Here is a 16,257-nt window from a genome sequence, read left to right as displayed (position 1 = left end):
GAGACCTTGACAAAAAAAGATCAGCCCGCTATAATGCAAAGTGTTAACAGCAAAGGCGCTGTGGGAACACGACCCGCAGCGCCTGTTTTGTTATATTCCATTCGTTGGGTAACAAAATTTACATATAAAGGAGCGAACATTCATGATGACAGCAAAGAATGTCCCCGAGCTGTTCGGCAGCATGGTCTTTAACGAGACCGTCATGAAGGAACGTCTGCCCAAGGACGTTTACAAAAAGCTGAAGAAAACCATGCGAGAGGGCACGGCGATCGACGCGGACGTCGCTGCGGTTGTAGCGACTGCTATGAAGGACTGGGCGGTTTCCAAGGGAGCAACCCATTACACCCATTGGTTCCAGCCGATGACCGGCGTAACGGCGGAAAAGCACGACTCTTTCATCTCGCCCACCGATGACGGCAGCGTTATGATGGAGTTTTCCGGCAAGGAACTGATTAAGGGTGAACCGGATGCATCCTCGTTCCCGTCCGGCGGATTGCGCGCCACCTTTGAGGCGCGCGGCTATACCGCATGGGACCCGACCAGCTATGCGTTCGTCAAGGACGGTTCGCTCTATATCCCGACCGCGTTCTGCTCTTATACCGGCGAGATCCTCGACAAAAAGACCCCGCTGCTGCGCTCGATGGAAGCAATCAGCACGCAGGCTTGCCGTGTGCTCAAGCTGTTCGGCAAGAATGTTCGCCGCGTTTCTACGACGGTCGGCCCCGAGCAGGAGTACTTCCTGATCGACAAGAAGGACTATGCACAGCGCAAGGACCTGATTTTCACCGGCCGCACGCTGTTCGGCGCCAAGCCCCCCAAGGGACAGGAGATGGAGGATCACTACTTCGGCTCCATCCGTCCGCGCGTGGCGGCATTCATGCAGGAGCTGGATGAGGAGCTGTGGAAGCTCGGCATCTTTGCCAAGACCAAGCACAACGAGGTTGCTCCGGCCCAGCACGAGATGGCGCCGGTGTTCACCACCACCAATATTGCAACCGACCACAACCAGCTGACCATGGAGGTCATGAAGCGCGTGGCGCAGAAGCATGGCTTTATCTGCCTGCTGCATGAAAAGCCGTTCGACGGCGTCAACGGCTCCGGTAAGCACAACAACTGGTCGATTTCCACCGACGAGGGTGAGAACCTGCTCGAGCCGGGCAAGACCCCGAGCGAGAATGCACAGTTCCTGCTGTTCCTGACTGCGGTCATCAAGGCAGTGGACGAATATCAGGATCTGCTGCGCATTTCGGTTGCTTCTGCGGGCAATGACCATCGTCTGGGCGCAAACGAAGCGCCTCCGGCCATCGTTTCCATGTTCATCGGCGACGAGCTGCAGGCGATCCTTGACGCGATCGAGTCCGGCGAGGATTACACCGATATTGCCAAGACCAAGATGGATCTGGGCGTTTCCGTTCTGCCGGATATCCCGAAGGATACCACCGACCGCAACCGTACCTCTCCCTTTGCGTTCACCGGCAACAAGTTTGAGTTCCGTATGCTGGGTTCCGCGATCAATATCGCGTGCCCCAATATCATGATCAACACGGCGGTCGCAGAGGAGCTTCGCCTGTTCGCGGACGAACTGGAGAAGGCGGATGACTTCAAGACCGCGCTGATTGCGCTCATCAAGCGCGAGATCAAGGCACATAAGCGCATCATCTTCAACGGCAATGGCTACGACGATGCTTGGGTTGCTGAAGCGGAAGCGCGCGGCCTGCACAACCTCAAATCCACAGCGGATGCACTGCCGCACTATACGGATGAGGCGAATGTAGAGCTGTTTACCCGTCATGGTGTTTACAGCCGCGTGGAGATGGAGTCCCGTGAGGAAGCGCTGCTGGAGGAATACTACAAGACGCTGCACATCGAAGCGCTGACCATGAGCGACATGGTGCGCGAGGAGATTCTGCCGGCTTGCGTGGCATATCAGAGCGATCTGGCTAAGACGGTCAAGAATAAGAAGGAAGCCGGCGTTGCAGGCGGCATGGAAGCCGATCTTCTGGGCCGCGTGTCTGCGCTGACAGAAGAACTGTACACCAAGAATCTTGCACTGGATGCGGCGGTGGCAAAAGCACCCGCAGCGGACGCGGAGACGGTCGCCAATTACTATCACGACACGATCCTGCCCGCGATGGATGCAGTCCGTGCACCGGCCGATCAGCTGGAAATGCTGGTGGGCAAGAAGTACTGGCCGTTCCCGACTTATTCCGACATTTTGTTCTACGTATAAAATACGTATTTTCATCATCATTGTACACAATGGCGTGTGTTTCCTGCTTGCCCGAAAGGGCGGCAGGGGATACACGCCATTTTAATTTTTTAGGGGGTTTTATCAATGGAGTTCAATGCACTTGCGACTTCGATGGATGTCGGCTGGACACTGATCGCCGCAGCGCTCGTATTTTTCATGCAGGCGGGCTTTGCAATGGTGGAAACCGGCTTTACCCGTGCGAAAAATGCGGGCAACATCATCATGAAGAACCTGATGGATTTCAGCCTTGGCACACCGATTTTCTGGCTGGTGGGCTTCGGCATTATGTTCGGTTCGATGAACGGTCTGTTCGGCGGCTTTGATTTCTTCGCAGACGGCGTAGTTGGCGAAGGCTACAACTGGACGACACTCATTTTCCAGACCGTGTTCTGCGCAACGGCGGCGACGATCGTCTCCGGTTCGATGGCGGAACGTACCAAGTTCTCGGCCTACTGCATCTACTCCATGGTCATTTCTGCGATTGTTTATCCGATCTCGGGTCACTGGATCTGGGGCGGCGGCTGGCTGGCTGAGCTGGGCTTCCATGATTTTGCCGGTTCCACGGCGGTGCATATGGTTGGCGGCGTTGCGGCGCTCATCGGCGCGGCGATCCTCGGGCCTCGCATCGGCAAGTACACTAAGGACGGTAAGGCGCGCGCGATTCCCGGCCATTCGCTGACGCTGGGCGCGCTCGGCGTGTTTATCCTCTGGTTCTGCTGGTTTGGCTTTAACGGCGGCTCGACCGTTGCCCTGTCCGGTGAGGGCGCAGAAGTGGCAGCCCGTGTCTTTGTGACCACCAACATGGCGGCTGCGGTTGCGACCGTGACGGTCATGTGCATCACATGGATTCGCTACAAAAAGCCGGATGTTTCCATGACGCTGAACGGTTCGCTCGCTGGTCTGGTTGCCATCACGGCAGGCTGTGACACGGTAACGCCATTTGGCGCAGCGGTCATTGGTATCATTGCAGGTTTTGTCGTGGTATTCGGTATCGAGTTTGTCGATCAGAAGCTTAAGGTAGATGATCCGGTGGGTGCGGTCGGAGTGCATGGTCTGTGCGGCGCAACCGGCACGCTGATGGTTGGTCTGTTCGGTTACTATGCTTATGGCAGCACCGAGATTGCGCCGGTCGGTCTGTTCTATGGTGGTGGCGTGCATGCGCTGGCCATCCAGGCGCTCGGTATGGTTGCAGTTATCGCGTGGGTTGCCGTTACGATGACGATTGTGTTCCAGATCATCAAGCACACCATTGGCCTGCGTGTAACAGAGGCAGAGGAAATCATGGGTCTCGACAAGCCGGAGCATGGTCTGTCCTCGGCGTATGCGGACTTTATGCCGGTGGTGCCGAATGTGCTGGGCACTAAGGCGGCCGAAAAGGCGGCTTCGATGTTAGATACCATTCCGGTAGCCGTGGAGAAGGCGGTGCCGGTTACCAAGGTGACTACTGAAGGTGGCGAGCACAAGCTGACCAAGATTGTGATCGTTACCAAGCAGTCCAAGTTTGAAGTGCTCAAGGAAGCACTGGGCGCGATCGGCGTATCCGGCATGACGGTGACCAACGTCATCGGCTGCGGTATCCAGAAGGGCGCGGCAGAGTATTACCGCGGCGCAGAGGTAGATATGACGCTGTTGCCTAAGATCAAGATGGAAGTCGTTGTATCCAAGGTGCCGGTGGAAACCGTGGTGGAGACGGTCAAGAAGGTGCTGTATACTGGTCATATCGGTGACGGTAAAATCTTTGTTTACGATGTGGAGAATGTTATCAAGGTGCGCACAGGCGCAGAAGGCTTTGACGCCTTGCAGGACGATGAATAAGCGTTACACCGATTGACAGGCTGAGAGCATAGAGGAAAAGCCGCCCGGAAGGGCGGCTTTTTTCTGGAAAACGACAAAAAATGCGGTCGGATTTCGATGCAAAATGAGGGAATAGGGATGTGGTAACCTCGGAAGCCGTTTAACCGTGGCTGCTATACGGTTGATATCCGCTTCTTCTATCGCATTGAGTGCGAGGTCAGCTGCGTGGTCGGCCGTCCGCGTATCATCGACGGTCTTGCCGTGTTTGACAAGCGCGTGGTGCTGTTCGGCGGCGAGGGCGGCGCACGCATCTTCTCCTCCCGCTATGTCGAGGACGGTGTGGATGTACAGCTGGCACCTGACAGCAACAAGCCGACCGCCGTGGTCGAGGTGGTTGATCCGATCGTGTTGGACGCGCGCGTGGTTGCACCGGAGACTTCGTGCAACTGCTGCTGCTGCGCACTGCACGAAGTACCGCGCTCGATCTGCTCTTGCTTCGGCGGCGACAATCTGGTGCTGGACAACGACGGCTATCAGCTGTTCGTTACGCTCGGACAGTTCTCTATCATTCGTCTGGAGCGAGATATCCAGCTGCTCATGCCGGCGTATGATATCTGTCTGCCGCGCCGCGACTGCTCGAACAGCGGCGTAGGCGGCGAGCAGGATCCCTGCGAGATCTTCGCAAACTTTGAATTCCCGATCGATGAATTCTTCCCGCCCAAGCAGGAGTGCGGAGAGAATCTGTGCGGCACGTTGGGCGGCAACTCGAACGGCTGTGGCTGCGGCAACGGCAACAGCAATTCGGGCGGCTGCGGATGCGGCAGCAAGTGCGGCTGCTGAGCCGGATACGACTTCACAAAGCGGAAAAGGGACGCTCCGAAAGGAGCGCCCCTTTTTTTTTCTTGGCATTGGTCTTGAAGGGCGGGGGATGAACGGTGCTTTTGCGCCTGTCAGAGAAGCGGCAATGCTGGACATAAGTGCAGCTCTGACCGCATAGGATAGGGTGTAGGAAGGGGGCGGCGCTGGATGCAGGAAGAAAAAAGCCATGTCTACACCATTATTCTGGGTGTGTGCATGCTGCTGTGTCTCGCAATGATCGGCAGGATGCTGCTCGGCCATCCGGAGCAGACGGTTCCGCCGGAGACGGGCAGTCCGACTTTACCGGAGCAGGAGGAAACGGGAATGGAATTGCGGGAAGCAGAGTTGTGTGAATTGATTGGTGAGGCACTGCCCATACCGGCGCACGAAATTACAACAAAGATTGGCGCGGATGAAACGATTTCTGTTGTCGTTTTAGTGAGCAAGCAGGATTTGCAGGAAAGCGGGCTGGTGCCGGGTGGACTGCGCACTGCTCTGATGTTTCTGCCGGATGAGTGCCGCATGTACGGCGCATGGACGGCTTCCGTAGCAGATGGGAAGATCACGCTGCAATGCGAAAAAGCGGAAATCGGTGAGATCGCGATACCGGCGGAGCTGGTTTCATCGTTGACCGATCAGGTGGCGGCTTCCATTAACGCATATTTCACGCAGGAGGGTATGACACCGGAAAAGTTAGAATGGACAGATGGCGCCCTGCGGTTGACAGCAGGGTAAAACAGCAACGGAAAAACGGCATGACCCAAATGGGTCATGCCGTTTCACAGCAATATAGCTTGTCCGTTAATCAAAAATCACGCGGCCGCCGCCCTGGAAGCGGGTCAGATAGGTGCCGGACAGCGATTCATACTTGACCACTTCACCGGTATGCGGGGAATGGATGAACGTATCGTCACCTACATAGATGCCCACGTGGCTGATAGAGGAGGGGCTGCTGCCGAAGAATACGAGATCGCCCGGCTCAAGATCCTCCAGCGATACGCGCGTGGTGGCGTCAAACTGGGACTGGGCAACACGCGGAATGGTACCGACCGTGTTGGCAAATACATAAGAGGTAAAGCCGGAGCAGTCAAAGCCGCTCGGCGTGCTGCCGCCGTATACATACGGGGTTCCAAGGAACTGCGCTGCATATTCCAGAACCTCTGCACGCTTTTCGCTGGTACCGGTATAGGCGACTGCGTTAGCAGAAGGTACGATGGTTTCAGAGCTGGAATTGTTGGCAGAAGAGCTGCCGGAATTAGAGCTTGTCCCCTCTGTGACGGAGAAGCTGATATAATCCGGATGCACATAACCGGTCTTGCCGTTATATGTAACCTTAAACCAGTTGCTCTGTACACCAGTCACATCGACGACTGTGCCGTTTTTCAAAGAAGCGAGCACGCTGGAAGAGGTGTTCGGCTGCGAACGGAAATTGACCGTGGTATCGCAAACGATTTTTGCTTTGCCGAGCGAAAAATCAGTAGTGGTCGTACCGGTCAGATACTCGCCGCTGACGTAGCCCTCCTTGCCGTTGGCAACAACCTTATACCAGCTGCTGCTGTTATTCAGAACGGCAACAACGGTGTCCTGCGACAGGGTGGCGATGACGTCGCCGCCGGGAGATTCGCGCAGATACAGTGCATCCGCTTTCACCTTTGCCTGGTACATAGCCAGCGAATTGGGGAGAAGCATGGATACAGCAAGCATGCCGGTGACGGCGATGCGGAATAATTTCTTTGTTGATTTCATGGATAAGCCTCCGTTTGTCTTAGCCAACTGTGGATTACTTGTTGTTCAGTGCGCGGCCGAGCCAGATGGAGGCAATGTCCATGGCGGCCCACAGACTGTTTTTCTCAGTCTTTTTTACGATGCGCTCTTTGATTCGCACGTTGGGATTGGTTTGCTGCAATTGAACGGAAACGCGCTTGGCGACCGGCAGGCCCTTGACCTCGCCAGCGTCCAGAATCTGCATCATAATAATGTGGGAATCGCTCATCGAACCATAATAAATGATGTTTTCCTTGCGCATCAGCGGGTGACCTTTATATTCCAGAAGCTCTTTCTTCTTGGCGGTGGTAGGCATTTTGTGCACTCCTTATAGTTACAAAACGGTTACATTACAAAGTTACATTATGGAAACAGTATAGCATGGTTGCCGTCATTTGTCAAATGGGAATTAAAATTGGTTGGAAAAACCGCTATTTTGTGATACAATAAGGCGGCAAATACAACAATTTGGTAGGGGCTTTCATGAAGGTTTCTTTTTTCACTCTGGGGTGTAAGGTCAATTTATTTGAAACGCAGGCGCTCGAGCAGCTGGCACAGGCACGCGGACATGAGATTGTGGATAAGGACGCGGATGCGGTTATCATCAATACCTGCACGGTCACATCTGTGTCCGACCATAAGAACATCCGCGCGTTCCACCGGCTGCGCAAGGATAATCCGCGGGCGGTGATCGCGGCTTGCGGCTGCTTTGCGCAAACCGACCCGGAGCGTGTGCGTGCGACAGGGGAGGTCGATCTCGTCTGCGGAACGGGCAACCGTGCGGAGGTGATTGCACTGTGCGAAGCTGCGGTACAGGGAAAGGCTGTATCGTATGCTGTCGCGGAGGAAGAGCGGTATGAGGTGCTTCCAGCCGGGGTTCCCAGAGGCCGTACGCGAGCGCTGCTGAAAATAGAGGATGGGTGCAACAACTTTTGTACCTATTGCATCATCCCATATGCACGCGGACGGGTGCGTTCGCTGACGCCCGCGCAGGCGAAGCAAGAAACGGCGCGTCTGGAACGGCAGGGTGTGCATGAAATTGTGCTGACCGGCATTGAGATTGCGTCGTATGGGCGCGACTTGAAGCCCGCTGTTTCGCTTACGGATTTGCTGTGCAATTTGCTTCCAGCGCATCCCAAGATGCGGTTCCGGCTCGGATCGCTCGACCCGCGCGTGGTGGATGCAGAATTTTGCAGTCGGTTGGCGGACTTTTCCAATCTGGCGCGTCATTTTCACCTTTCCTTGCAGAGTGGCTGCGACAGCGTACTTGAGCGGATGGGACGCAAATACACGGCAGAGGAATATTATCAGGCAGTGGAGCGGATTCGGGAGGTATTTCCGGATGCCTCGATCACGACCGATCTGATTGTGGGCTTTCCGGGGGAAACGGAGGAAGAATTCGAGACAACGCTTGCGTTTCTCGAGCGCTGCAAATTTGCGGCGGTGCATGTGTTTCCGTTTTCTGTGCGGGAAGGCACGCGTGCGGCGAAGTTGCCGGGGCAGCTTGCCCAGCAGACGAAGGCGGCGCGCGCAGAACGGGCCAAGGCGGTGGCGCAGCAGCTGAGCGAAGCATACCGCAAGGGGTTTATGGGCAGCAAACTGACTGTGCTGCCGGAACACCGCACAGCAGGCTTCTGGGCAGCGCATGGCACATACGGCTTTCCCATATATATAGAAGAAGACGAGCGGGTGTGGAAAAACAGTCCGGTTACCGTGCGTCTGGAAGATTTGCACCGGGACGGCCTTTGCGGAAAAATACTTTAATATATCTGTCACCACCTGAGGGTTTGCTCCATAGTATGAAGTGAAATCTTTGATAGGAGGAAATTCCTTATGTGCTCTTCTAGCTCTATTTTTGGCGAGAATAACTGGTGGTGGATCATTGTTGTCATCATCCTGATCTGGATCTGCTGCGAGCAGGGCAATGGCAACAGCTGTGGCTGTGGTTCGGATAACGGCTGCTGCACGTGCGGCAACAACTGCTGCTGCTGATTAAGCCACATATTCCCAAAGCAGAGAAAAGGGCGGCGCGGCCTGCGGCTGAGCCGCCCTTTTTCCGTTCCACAAAAAAATTTCAAGAAAATTATAATTACCTCTTGCAAAAAGAAGAAATTTGCGGTAGAATAAACGAGCACTGTTCGAGAGACAGTTCAAACGAGGATAAATCACTATGGAGGAATACCGATATGCTGGCAGGCGAATTTCGTAACGGCACAACTTTTGAAATGGACGGTCAGGTGCTGCAGGTCATTGAGTTTCAGCACGTAAAGCCGGGCAAGGGTGCGGCGTTCGTTCGCGTAAAGATGAAGAATGTCATTACTGGTGCAGTAACCGAGCGTTCCTTCAACCCGACTGATAAATATGAAGCGGCTTATGTAGAACGCCGCGACATGCAGTACCTTTACAACGAAGGTGACCTGTATTACTTCATGGATAACGAAACCTATGAGCAGATCCCGATCAGCAAGGATACGCTCGGCGACGATTTCCGTTTCGTGAAGGAAAACGAGAACTGCAAGGTTTGCTCTTACAAGGGCAATGTTTATGCAGTTGAGGCGCCGCTCTTTGTTGAGTTGGAGATCACTGAGACTGATCCTGGCTTCAAGGGCAACACTGCAACCAATACGCTGAAGCCCGCGACCGTTGAAACTGGTGCAACCGTTCAGGTTCCGCTGTTCATCGAGCAGGGCGAGCGCATCAAGATTGACACCCGTACGGGCGAGTATCTGGAGCGCTGCAAAAAGTAAGACAATTGATCCGGGCGATGGTTTTCATTGCCCGAGTTACGGACATTTAGCTCAGCTGGAAGAGCATCCGCTTGACGTGCGGAAGGTCGGCGGTTCGAACCCGTCAATGTCCACCATCCGAAACCGTCCCATAAGGGACGGTTTTGCTGTTTTTGATTAATTTTGTTGCTATTATCGACAGTAATGTTCAAATCTTAAGCTGAAAATAGTTGGCGATGTTATTGTATTCTATCGTATTGTGCGGAATAAATGTGGAAACGATGTGGAAACAATCGATGGAAATGCCTCGAAAATAGCTCAAAAACAGATGGCATAATTAACGAAATCCCTTGCCGTCGTAAATCCGTACAATAGGTGTGCCGGAGATAATGGGGCGTTATGTCCTGGTCAAGAACATGTGTAAGCACCTTACCATGTGGGGGAGGTTTCGGCTCTCAGTGCAATGTCCCATCGGCGTTGAACGCTTATCCACATCCTACGTACCTGTGTCTGACTGAACATTCTTCCGTTTCTGTTATAGATGATCAAATGGTTATCATCTTCACGACGAATTTTCTTACGCTCTTTTAATAGCTGCAAAAAATCTGGCGGGATGGGTACATATCTAATACCGCTCTCGGCTTTTGTTGATTTAACCTTAGGAGTGTCCCCATCATACTCAATGGCCTTGTTGATAGTTAAAATTCCAGTCTCAAAATCTATGTCCTTCCATCTAAGGGGAATGGTTTCTCCTCGTCTTAGACCACATCGCAGCATGAAAAGAATCCATACCTTTCCTTTGTGAAATTCAATCGCTTTGTACAAAGCCGCACGTTCTGCCTCTGTAATGGATCTGCGCGGTTTTTCCGTCCCTTTTGGCAGGAAAAGTTTTCTGGCTGGTGTGTGGTTAATGACGCGATCTAATTCAGCGCGTAGGAACATTTGGTTAATAACGCCTCTGATTTTCTGGAGTTGAGAATTGGATTTGCCAGCTTGCGTATTAAGAAATTGCTGAAGATGATAGCTTTTCACACTATCAATCTTCATACAACCAATCGCAGGAAGAATATGAAACGCAGAATGGGAGCCTATGAAAATCTGCAATTTGACAGCGAAGTATACTGTAATCTCCAACAGGCAGAGCAAGAAGCGATGTTTAACGGTCGGCGTCATTCCTCCGAAGAGGTTCTCGCAGCGATGAAGAATGCTATTGAATGGGGATAGGCAAGAAAGATGCGGTTATATGGATATTGCATAGGCAATGCAATATTTTATAAATGAGAAAGGGGCGCGGCTACATGGCAAGTACCAACATGAGCATTCGAGTTGATTCTGAATTGAAAGAGCAGGCAGAAGCCATACTCAATCAACTTGGATTGACGCTGACTGGTTCCATAAATATGTTTTTGCGCCAAATTGTGCGAGACAAAGCGATTCCGTTATCATCGCCTATCGGTTCCGAACAATCTTTATATGCGGATCTGCTGAATGCCAAGGTCAATAGGGAACAGGGTGTGCAAGGAATATCAGCCACAGAAGTTTTGACTAAGATGGATCGCGTGATTGATAGGGTGGAATCCGGTGGTTAAGCATCTTCTCGGTTTTCTCCCTTAAATCGAAGAAACACTTGGACAATATGCGGACAACAAAACAGATAACATGGCAGCGGCTGCTTCTGAAATTGAGAGGCGGTCGCTGCTTTTATCTTTGAATATAGAAATGAAAGGGTAGTGCTCTTGATACCGAATTTAAACCTATCGGTTTTGCAAAAAGAAAAGTACTGAATTTCCTTTGAAATCAGTACTTTTCTTGAAAAATTCAAACCCTATAATGTTTCTCATTCGGATAGAAGAGTGATAGCTATGTACTGTGCATTGGAGGGTGTTAGAAAGAGTGAGAATGATGATGAATGTATGACATCAGATGAACAGCTCATTCTGTTTCCGCTCTGAGCAAACCTTTTTCAGTGCCAAACCAACGGCAGATAGCATGACAGGATTTACCCTACGGTTGGCATGCGGGCATACACTGATGCATCGCATACAAGAGATACATACCTTTTCATCCACCTTTTTCGGGTTTTCTGGGTTAATTGCCTGAACAGGGCATTCATGGACGCGTACACCGCATTTTGTACATTCCTTTGTCGGCTTTGGGACCATACCAGCTCCACCAGATTTTTAATAAGGTCGATTTCCAGGGATGGACGGCTCTGCTGTATTGCCCAAAGATAGCTTATCCTGAATCTGCTTGGCGAACGCGGAAAGCTGCTGTGCATCTTGTGTATCAGGTCTGTTGGCGGCAAACTGACGAGCGATAGAGTGTTCCGCAATGGCGGCAACAGCTGCAATTATCTGGAATCCAGCCTGTTTAGCAGCATCTTCTAGTTCGATCAACGTATCTTCGTAGGCCCGATTTCCATAGACACAAACCAAGATGGCCCGGGCACCATGACCGGTTATGCTGCCCAAGCGGTCAATTGCAACAGCAGGCACACGGCCACCGCAAGAGGGGACGGCAATCACTGCAACATCGTCCGATGTCAGTTGGACAGCTCGAAAATCCTGTTTGCTGTCGGTGAGATCAATGGGAGTCACTTCGCCTTTCAGCGTATTTGTCAAAAGTGCGGATACCTTTTGTGTTCCATCGGTGGGGCTGAACACGATGTCATAGAGTTGCATAAAAAATCTCCTTTTTATTTCTTAAGCGCGCAAGAAAATGATGTAGTGTACGTTTTCAGGAAGTTTTACATCCTCCTGTGACATGAATTCAAAGTTTCCGGTGAGCCTATGTTCCATAACTGTTTGGTGGAAGTGGGACAGGGCAATGCCAAGATCCACACGCTTGATCAATTCTTCGCCTTCAGACAGTCCCGACTTATAGGTTACATAGAAATGGTAGCTGTTCTCATCCTTGCGAACACGCCAAGGCTGTGCATTCTTTGCAGAGGGGGCCAGTCGCACCATTTCCGGCGGGATGGCGTAGTCACCGGCCATGTTTTCGGTAAGCGGTGTGATAAAATCCTGCTGATAGAACAGGCTCTCCCACGCCTTTCGTGAGGATGATTTCGTGGTGGAGCGCATGAGTGTTTCCGTCAAACTGCGTCTGGCTGCCGGATATCCCACTGGAGAGATAGCCAGAAATAACTCTTCTTGGGGGATGTTCATGGCATGGGAAAAGCTGTCTCGGTTAAAGGTTGCTGCCAGCCACACAGTCCCAAGCCCTATATGGGTGGCATACAAAATCCGGTTTTCAAATTCATACCCGGCAGCCACTGGAGCCAATTTCACATTTGGGATAGAAACACCCAGAAATGTGCTTGCCCCTTTAATCACACCATAAGTCCCCAGCTTTTTACAGTCCCCACGCAGCTTCTTCTCAATGATGTACTTATGTACAGGAATACCAAACGGATTATCCAGCCGCGATATGCAATCCAGCAGTGCTTCTCGATCCTGAGTCGAAAGCATCCGCTCCTGGTAAGTGCGTACACTATGCCGTTTTTGAATCGTTTCTACAATAGGAATCGATAGTTTCATATTCTGATCCTTCATTATAGCTGGATGATTACTTTACTGTTAAGAGGGCTCTTTGCCACCAGCAGACGAGTATAGACAGAATCTTCCGGCAGGAAGTCCGGCACCTTTTTGCCGACTTTTTCGATCACTCCAGAGCATTCGTTGCCTAATGTAAGAGGCATGGCGTAGTCCTGAATCAAATTAATGCTTCCTGTTAGGATCAGAAGCTCTACAGGATTGACCGCAGCTGCTTTTGCCCGGATAAGTACCTCAGAATCGGAGGGTTCAGGTTGTGCGATCTCACACAAAACAGTATCTATGTTTTTGGAATAGTTTTTGGTTTGAACTGCTTTCATACAGGACCTCTTTCTGCAAGAAATTTATTTTCATTGGATTTCTCTTGCTTTTTCGGAGAAAACCAATAACATAAGAGATATAATAAATAATATTACATCATGTGCAGTGTAGCCCCTCTTTAGTGTAATATCAAGAGTTACATCAAATACAAAAAGAGAAAACCTTGCTGCTCGAAAGGATATAGAAGATCTATGCAAATTAGTATGAAATGCTCCATGTATTGTGCGATACAGCAGCCTCCATGCCACAGTTGTCGACCTTTTGGAGTGATGCTCCTCAGGTACGAAAAATCTTTGCATTTTCTCAAGATACTGTGACGTTGGAGCAGGCCAGAAAGGACCTGTCCTGCTTGTCCAATGTCACTGTGACAGCCTCTGCTCCATGGAATCTGGAAATCACAGCATGCGAAGCGAAGAAGGGGAATATGGCCTTGTGGGCTGTGGAGCAGTATGGCTTGGAACCTGATGAAGCATTGGTGTTTGGACATGGCTATAACGATGAGAATTTATTCCAATCCTTTACACACACGCGTGCAATGGGGAATGCGGTGACTTTTCTAAAGGAGATAGCTGAAAAGATCATCGAACCCAATACTCAGAATGGTGTTGCACGGGAAATTGAACGATTACTCAGTGATTGAGCGTTGTCTTATGAAAAAACGGCAGATCAGTAAAAATAAGAACCGGCTCTCCGATTTGGAGAGCCGGTTCTTATTATGCGGTCGGCTGTCAGGTATGGATAGGAAAACACCTGTACGTGTATGAATTATCCAGCAAATAAATTTGCATTTTAACTCTTTTCCTTTTAAGGCTTCAGCGGCCCATAGAAATAAGAGGCAGTTGCCCCACCATCAATGAGGAAGTCCGCACCAGTAATAAAGGCACCTTGATTGCTCATCAGTAGTTCCGCCACATTGGCCACCTCATCCGCCGTACCAGGGCGTCCGGCAGGGCATTTGGCAAACATATTCTTGTAAAAGTCTCCACGAGGACCATTAAATTCGTCGATGGCAAGAGGCGTGACAATGATACCAGGGGAGATGGAGTTGATCCGGGCACCTTTTCTACCCCATTTGACGGACTCCGCCATGACACGTTTTTCATTGCCGCGCTTGGCGAGCTGGTAGGCGTGCAGGGTGTCCCGGATATGTTCCAGCTGAAGCAGCGGCAATTTTAGGAGTTTCTCGGTGGGCGTGCAAGCCAGCTGCTCATCTTCCTCCGGGGTAAGCTGCTTCATCCGATGACCGGACTGACTGGAAATGGTTACACCCACGCCGCCGGGGGCGATCACTTTACCTACCTCCTCCAGCAGAACAGCAGTCCCGTACAGATCCACCTTCAAAATCGCTTCGATAGGGGCCTGGCTGGGAGAGACACCGGCGGCATTCACCAGCATAGTGATGTCACCGTACTTCTGCGCCTCGGAGATAATGTTTTGAATAGATGCCCGGTTGGAGAGATCCATTGCCACTGGCACCACATAAAATCCAGCATCGTTCATGGTCTTGGCAATGGCCTGAGCGTTCTCTGGCTTTTTGTCCCCAATCACGATTTTCATTTCGTATCCTATTCGGCGGGCAATAGCCATGCCAATCTGGCCTGCGCCGGTCAATATCATTACATTTTTCATAGTAGTCTCCTTTGAATTGGTCTGGTTTTATTATAAAAATCCCCATGGGTTCCATCAATTTGAGTTTCCGCTGCATTTGATAAGTTTAACTTATATGAAAAAAGCTGCCCTCGCAGAACGAGAGCAGCCATAAAGCAAACAAGTATCTATTCAAACTTTCTTTTCAAAATATCCGCAAACTCCTCTACATAATAACCAGAGTTGTCCTTTTTCCAGAACAGGCAGTAGTTGCGGGTAATCTGTTCCTCTCCGCGATAAAGGGGAACGCGGCGGATAGAAGCGCCAAAGGTCGTAGCCGGACCGCTGCCTTCCACAGGCAAAAAGCCCTGTCCGCTGATGACTTTCATGCGCGCCTCCTCCAGATTTTCTGCATAGAGGATTTCACTCTGAATTCCAATAATAGTTTGGTAGAACTCTTTTTCAGTAGTTTGCTGTTCTTTGGACGCCACCAAGATACAGGGAATGTTTTTGAGTTTCTGTACTGTAACAGAAGAAAGTTCTGCCACAGGGTTTCGGGTTGCCAATTCAATATACATTTTGTTGGTGGCTAAAATCAAATTGACATATTCATCAGAAAAAGCGCGGCGCTGATCGTTGAGTACCAAATCTGCACCGCCGGTGCGCAGCAAGTTAAACAATTCTTCGTGGTTTCCATACAACAGTTGAAGATCAACACGAGGATATTTTTCGGAAAATTCCTCCAGTGCCTGATGGACCTCTGGGCTGTTATGGCTGCGCAGGTATCCGATTTTTAGAATCGCATCATCTCTACGGGCGATCTTAGCGGCTTCGCTGCACATCTGCTCATAGTCCGCAATCAATATTAGGCTCTTTTTATAAAAGTGTTCTCCCGCAGGAGTCAACACAAATTTTCGATTATGTCGTTCCAGCAAAGAAAAGCCCAGTTCCTGCTCCAATGCCTTGATTTGCTGGGAGATGGCAGACTGGGAAATGTGGCATTCTTCCGCAGCTTCTGAAAAACTGTTGTTTCGTACAACAGATTGAAAATATCGGATTTGGCGGAGCAAGGAAACACCTCCATTCTTCAAAATATATGATAATTATATCATATAAATTTGCACTGTTTCAAAATGAAGATGGATTATCATATTTTGCGTTTTTTAGTATCAAATTATGGGCTATATTGAGGTTGGCAGACTGACCATGGATTTTTTTAAGTGTATTCGTAAATACGCCACAGCAGAAATTGCCGGATGAAAGCAAAAAAGAAAAGTGCTCTTACAGCGTTTCAAATGCCATAAGAACACTCGTCTTGGTGCAGTTGAGCAATCCAAATCCGAACCTGTTTTCTGATCGGCCAATGCGGTTTTGAGGTCATCAAAAGTGATGGTCGTTGTCC

The 16,257-nt window shown here is 50.8% G+C and carries 19 protein-coding genes and 1 tRNA gene; 10 read left to right on the top strand and 10 right to left on the bottom strand.

What is annotated here, in order from left to right; genetic code table 11:
• Positions 1-142: 142 nt before the first annotated feature.
• The 4 genes from ABGT74_RS06110 to ABGT74_RS06095 all read left to right on the top strand — a co-directional run bounded on the left by ABGT74_RS06110 (position 143) and on the right by ABGT74_RS06095 (position 5,638).
• Positions 143-2,230: a glutamine synthetase III gene (locus ABGT74_RS06110; protein WP_346704873.1), complete on the top strand. Its 2,088-nt coding sequence runs from the start codon at positions 143-145 to the stop codon at positions 2,228-2,230.
• A gap of 105 nt (positions 2,231-2,335) precedes the next feature.
• The gene (locus ABGT74_RS06105) at positions 2,336-4,066 is read left to right on the top strand and encodes an ammonium transporter (protein ID WP_346704872.1); all 1,731 of its coding nucleotides are present in this window, start codon (positions 2,336-2,338) and stop codon (positions 4,064-4,066) included.
• Between the two features lie 204 nt (positions 4,067-4,270).
• A complete protein-coding gene (locus ABGT74_RS06100; protein ID WP_346704871.1) occupies positions 4,271-4,885 on the top strand; it encodes a hypothetical protein in 615 nt (204 codons plus the stop codon).
• A 186-nt stretch (positions 4,886-5,071) separates the two neighbouring features.
• Positions 5,072-5,638, top strand: coding sequence for a hypothetical protein (locus ABGT74_RS06095; protein WP_346704870.1), 567 nt, complete (start codon positions 5,072-5,074; stop codon positions 5,636-5,638).
• A gap of 66 nt (positions 5,639-5,704) precedes the next feature.
• On the opposite strand, the gene ABGT74_RS06090 is transcribed toward ABGT74_RS06095, so the two are convergent.
• Positions 5,705-6,649 (bottom strand): C40 family peptidase, encoded by a 945-nt coding sequence (locus ABGT74_RS06090; RefSeq protein ID WP_297284234.1) that lies wholly within the window; start codon positions 6,647-6,649, stop codon positions 5,705-5,707.
• Positions 6,650-6,683: 34 nt separating this feature from the next.
• Complete coding sequence (locus ABGT74_RS06085; RefSeq protein WP_297284235.1) at positions 6,684-6,983, bottom strand: hypothetical protein; 300 nt, start codon at positions 6,981-6,983, stop codon at positions 6,684-6,686.
• Positions 6,984-7,150: 167 nt separating this feature from the next.
• Here ABGT74_RS06085 and mtaB point away from each other — a divergent pair, with 167 nt between their 5' ends.
• The 4 genes from mtaB to ABGT74_RS06065 all read left to right on the top strand — a co-directional run bounded on the left by mtaB (position 7,151) and on the right by ABGT74_RS06065 (position 9,530).
• Complete coding sequence (gene mtaB / locus ABGT74_RS06080; RefSeq protein ID WP_346704869.1) at positions 7,151-8,431, top strand: tRNA (N(6)-L-threonylcarbamoyladenosine(37)-C(2))-methylthiotransferase MtaB; 1,281 nt, start codon at positions 7,151-7,153, stop codon at positions 8,429-8,431.
• A 69-nt stretch (positions 8,432-8,500) separates the two neighbouring features.
• Entirely contained in the window at positions 8,501-8,659 is a 159-nt protein-coding gene (locus ABGT74_RS06075; protein ID WP_346704868.1) for a hypothetical protein, read from the top strand.
• A 194-nt stretch (positions 8,660-8,853) separates the two neighbouring features.
• A complete protein-coding gene (gene efp, locus ABGT74_RS06070) occupies positions 8,854-9,414 on the top strand; it encodes an elongation factor P (RefSeq protein ID WP_297284238.1) in 561 nt (186 codons plus the stop codon).
• Positions 9,415-9,454: 40 nt separating this feature from the next.
• A tRNA-Val gene (locus ABGT74_RS06065) sits at positions 9,455-9,530 on the top strand.
• A gap of 292 nt (positions 9,531-9,822) precedes the next feature.
• Here ABGT74_RS06065 and ABGT74_RS06060 read toward each other — a convergent pair.
• Entirely contained in the window at positions 9,823-10,566 is a 744-nt protein-coding gene (locus ABGT74_RS06060; RefSeq protein WP_346704867.1) for a site-specific integrase, read from the bottom strand.
• A gap of 125 nt (positions 10,567-10,691) precedes the next feature.
• Between ABGT74_RS06060 and ABGT74_RS06055 the strand changes: the two genes are divergently transcribed.
• Entirely contained in the window at positions 10,692-10,982 is a 291-nt protein-coding gene (locus ABGT74_RS06055) for a type II toxin-antitoxin system RelB/DinJ family antitoxin (RefSeq protein WP_297284240.1), read from the top strand.
• 330 nt (positions 10,983-11,312) lie between these two features.
• Here the strand turns inward: ABGT74_RS06055 and ABGT74_RS06050 are convergent, their stop codons facing one another.
• Genes ABGT74_RS06050 through ABGT74_RS06035 form a run of 4 tightly spaced genes read right to left on the bottom strand, consistent with a single transcriptional unit; the run spans position 11,313 to position 13,267 of the window.
• On the bottom strand, positions 11,313-11,555 hold the full coding sequence (locus ABGT74_RS06050; RefSeq protein WP_346704866.1) for a 4Fe-4S dicluster domain-containing protein: 243 nt from the start codon (positions 11,553-11,555) through the stop codon (positions 11,313-11,315).
• Between the two features lie 18 nt (positions 11,556-11,573).
• Positions 11,574-12,074, bottom strand: a complete 501-nt coding sequence (locus tag ABGT74_RS06045; protein WP_346704865.1) for a hypothetical protein — start codon at positions 12,072-12,074, stop codon at positions 11,574-11,576.
• Positions 12,075-12,095: 21 nt separating this feature from the next.
• The gene (locus ABGT74_RS06040) at positions 12,096-12,932 is read right to left on the bottom strand and encodes a nitroreductase family protein (RefSeq protein ID WP_346704864.1); all 837 of its coding nucleotides are present in this window, start codon (positions 12,930-12,932) and stop codon (positions 12,096-12,098) included.
• 14 nt (positions 12,933-12,946) lie between these two features.
• Complete coding sequence (locus tag ABGT74_RS06035; RefSeq protein WP_346704863.1) at positions 12,947-13,267, bottom strand: alcohol dehydrogenase catalytic domain-containing protein; 321 nt, start codon at positions 13,265-13,267, stop codon at positions 12,947-12,949.
• 242 nt (positions 13,268-13,509) lie between these two features.
• Between ABGT74_RS06035 and ABGT74_RS06030 the strand changes: the two genes are divergently transcribed.
• The gene (locus ABGT74_RS06030) at positions 13,510-13,908 is read left to right on the top strand and encodes an HAD hydrolase family protein (RefSeq protein WP_346704862.1); all 399 of its coding nucleotides are present in this window, start codon (positions 13,510-13,512) and stop codon (positions 13,906-13,908) included.
• 164 nt (positions 13,909-14,072) lie between these two features.
• Here the strand turns inward: ABGT74_RS06030 and ABGT74_RS06025 are convergent, their stop codons facing one another.
• The 3 genes from ABGT74_RS06025 to ABGT74_RS06015 form a co-directional block, all read right to left on the bottom strand.
• A complete protein-coding gene (locus ABGT74_RS06025) occupies positions 14,073-14,897 on the bottom strand; it encodes an SDR family oxidoreductase (RefSeq protein ID WP_346704861.1) in 825 nt (274 codons plus the stop codon).
• 146 nt (positions 14,898-15,043) lie between these two features.
• Entirely contained in the window at positions 15,044-15,925 is an 882-nt protein-coding gene (locus tag ABGT74_RS06020) for a LysR family transcriptional regulator (protein WP_346704860.1), read from the bottom strand.
• 111 nt (positions 15,926-16,036) lie between these two features.
• Positions 16,037-16,257, bottom strand: a 221-nt coding sequence (locus ABGT74_RS06015; RefSeq protein WP_346704859.1) for a hypothetical protein, incomplete at its 5' end; no start/stop codon positions are given.

Origin of the sequence: uncultured Agathobaculum sp., from assembly GCF_963927765.1 — a bacterium.
Classification (GTDB): Bacteria; Bacillota; Clostridia; order Oscillospirales; family Butyricicoccaceae; genus Agathobaculum.
The sequence above is the reverse complement of the archived record's forward strand: the minus strand, read 5'-3'. Positions and strand labels throughout refer to the sequence as shown.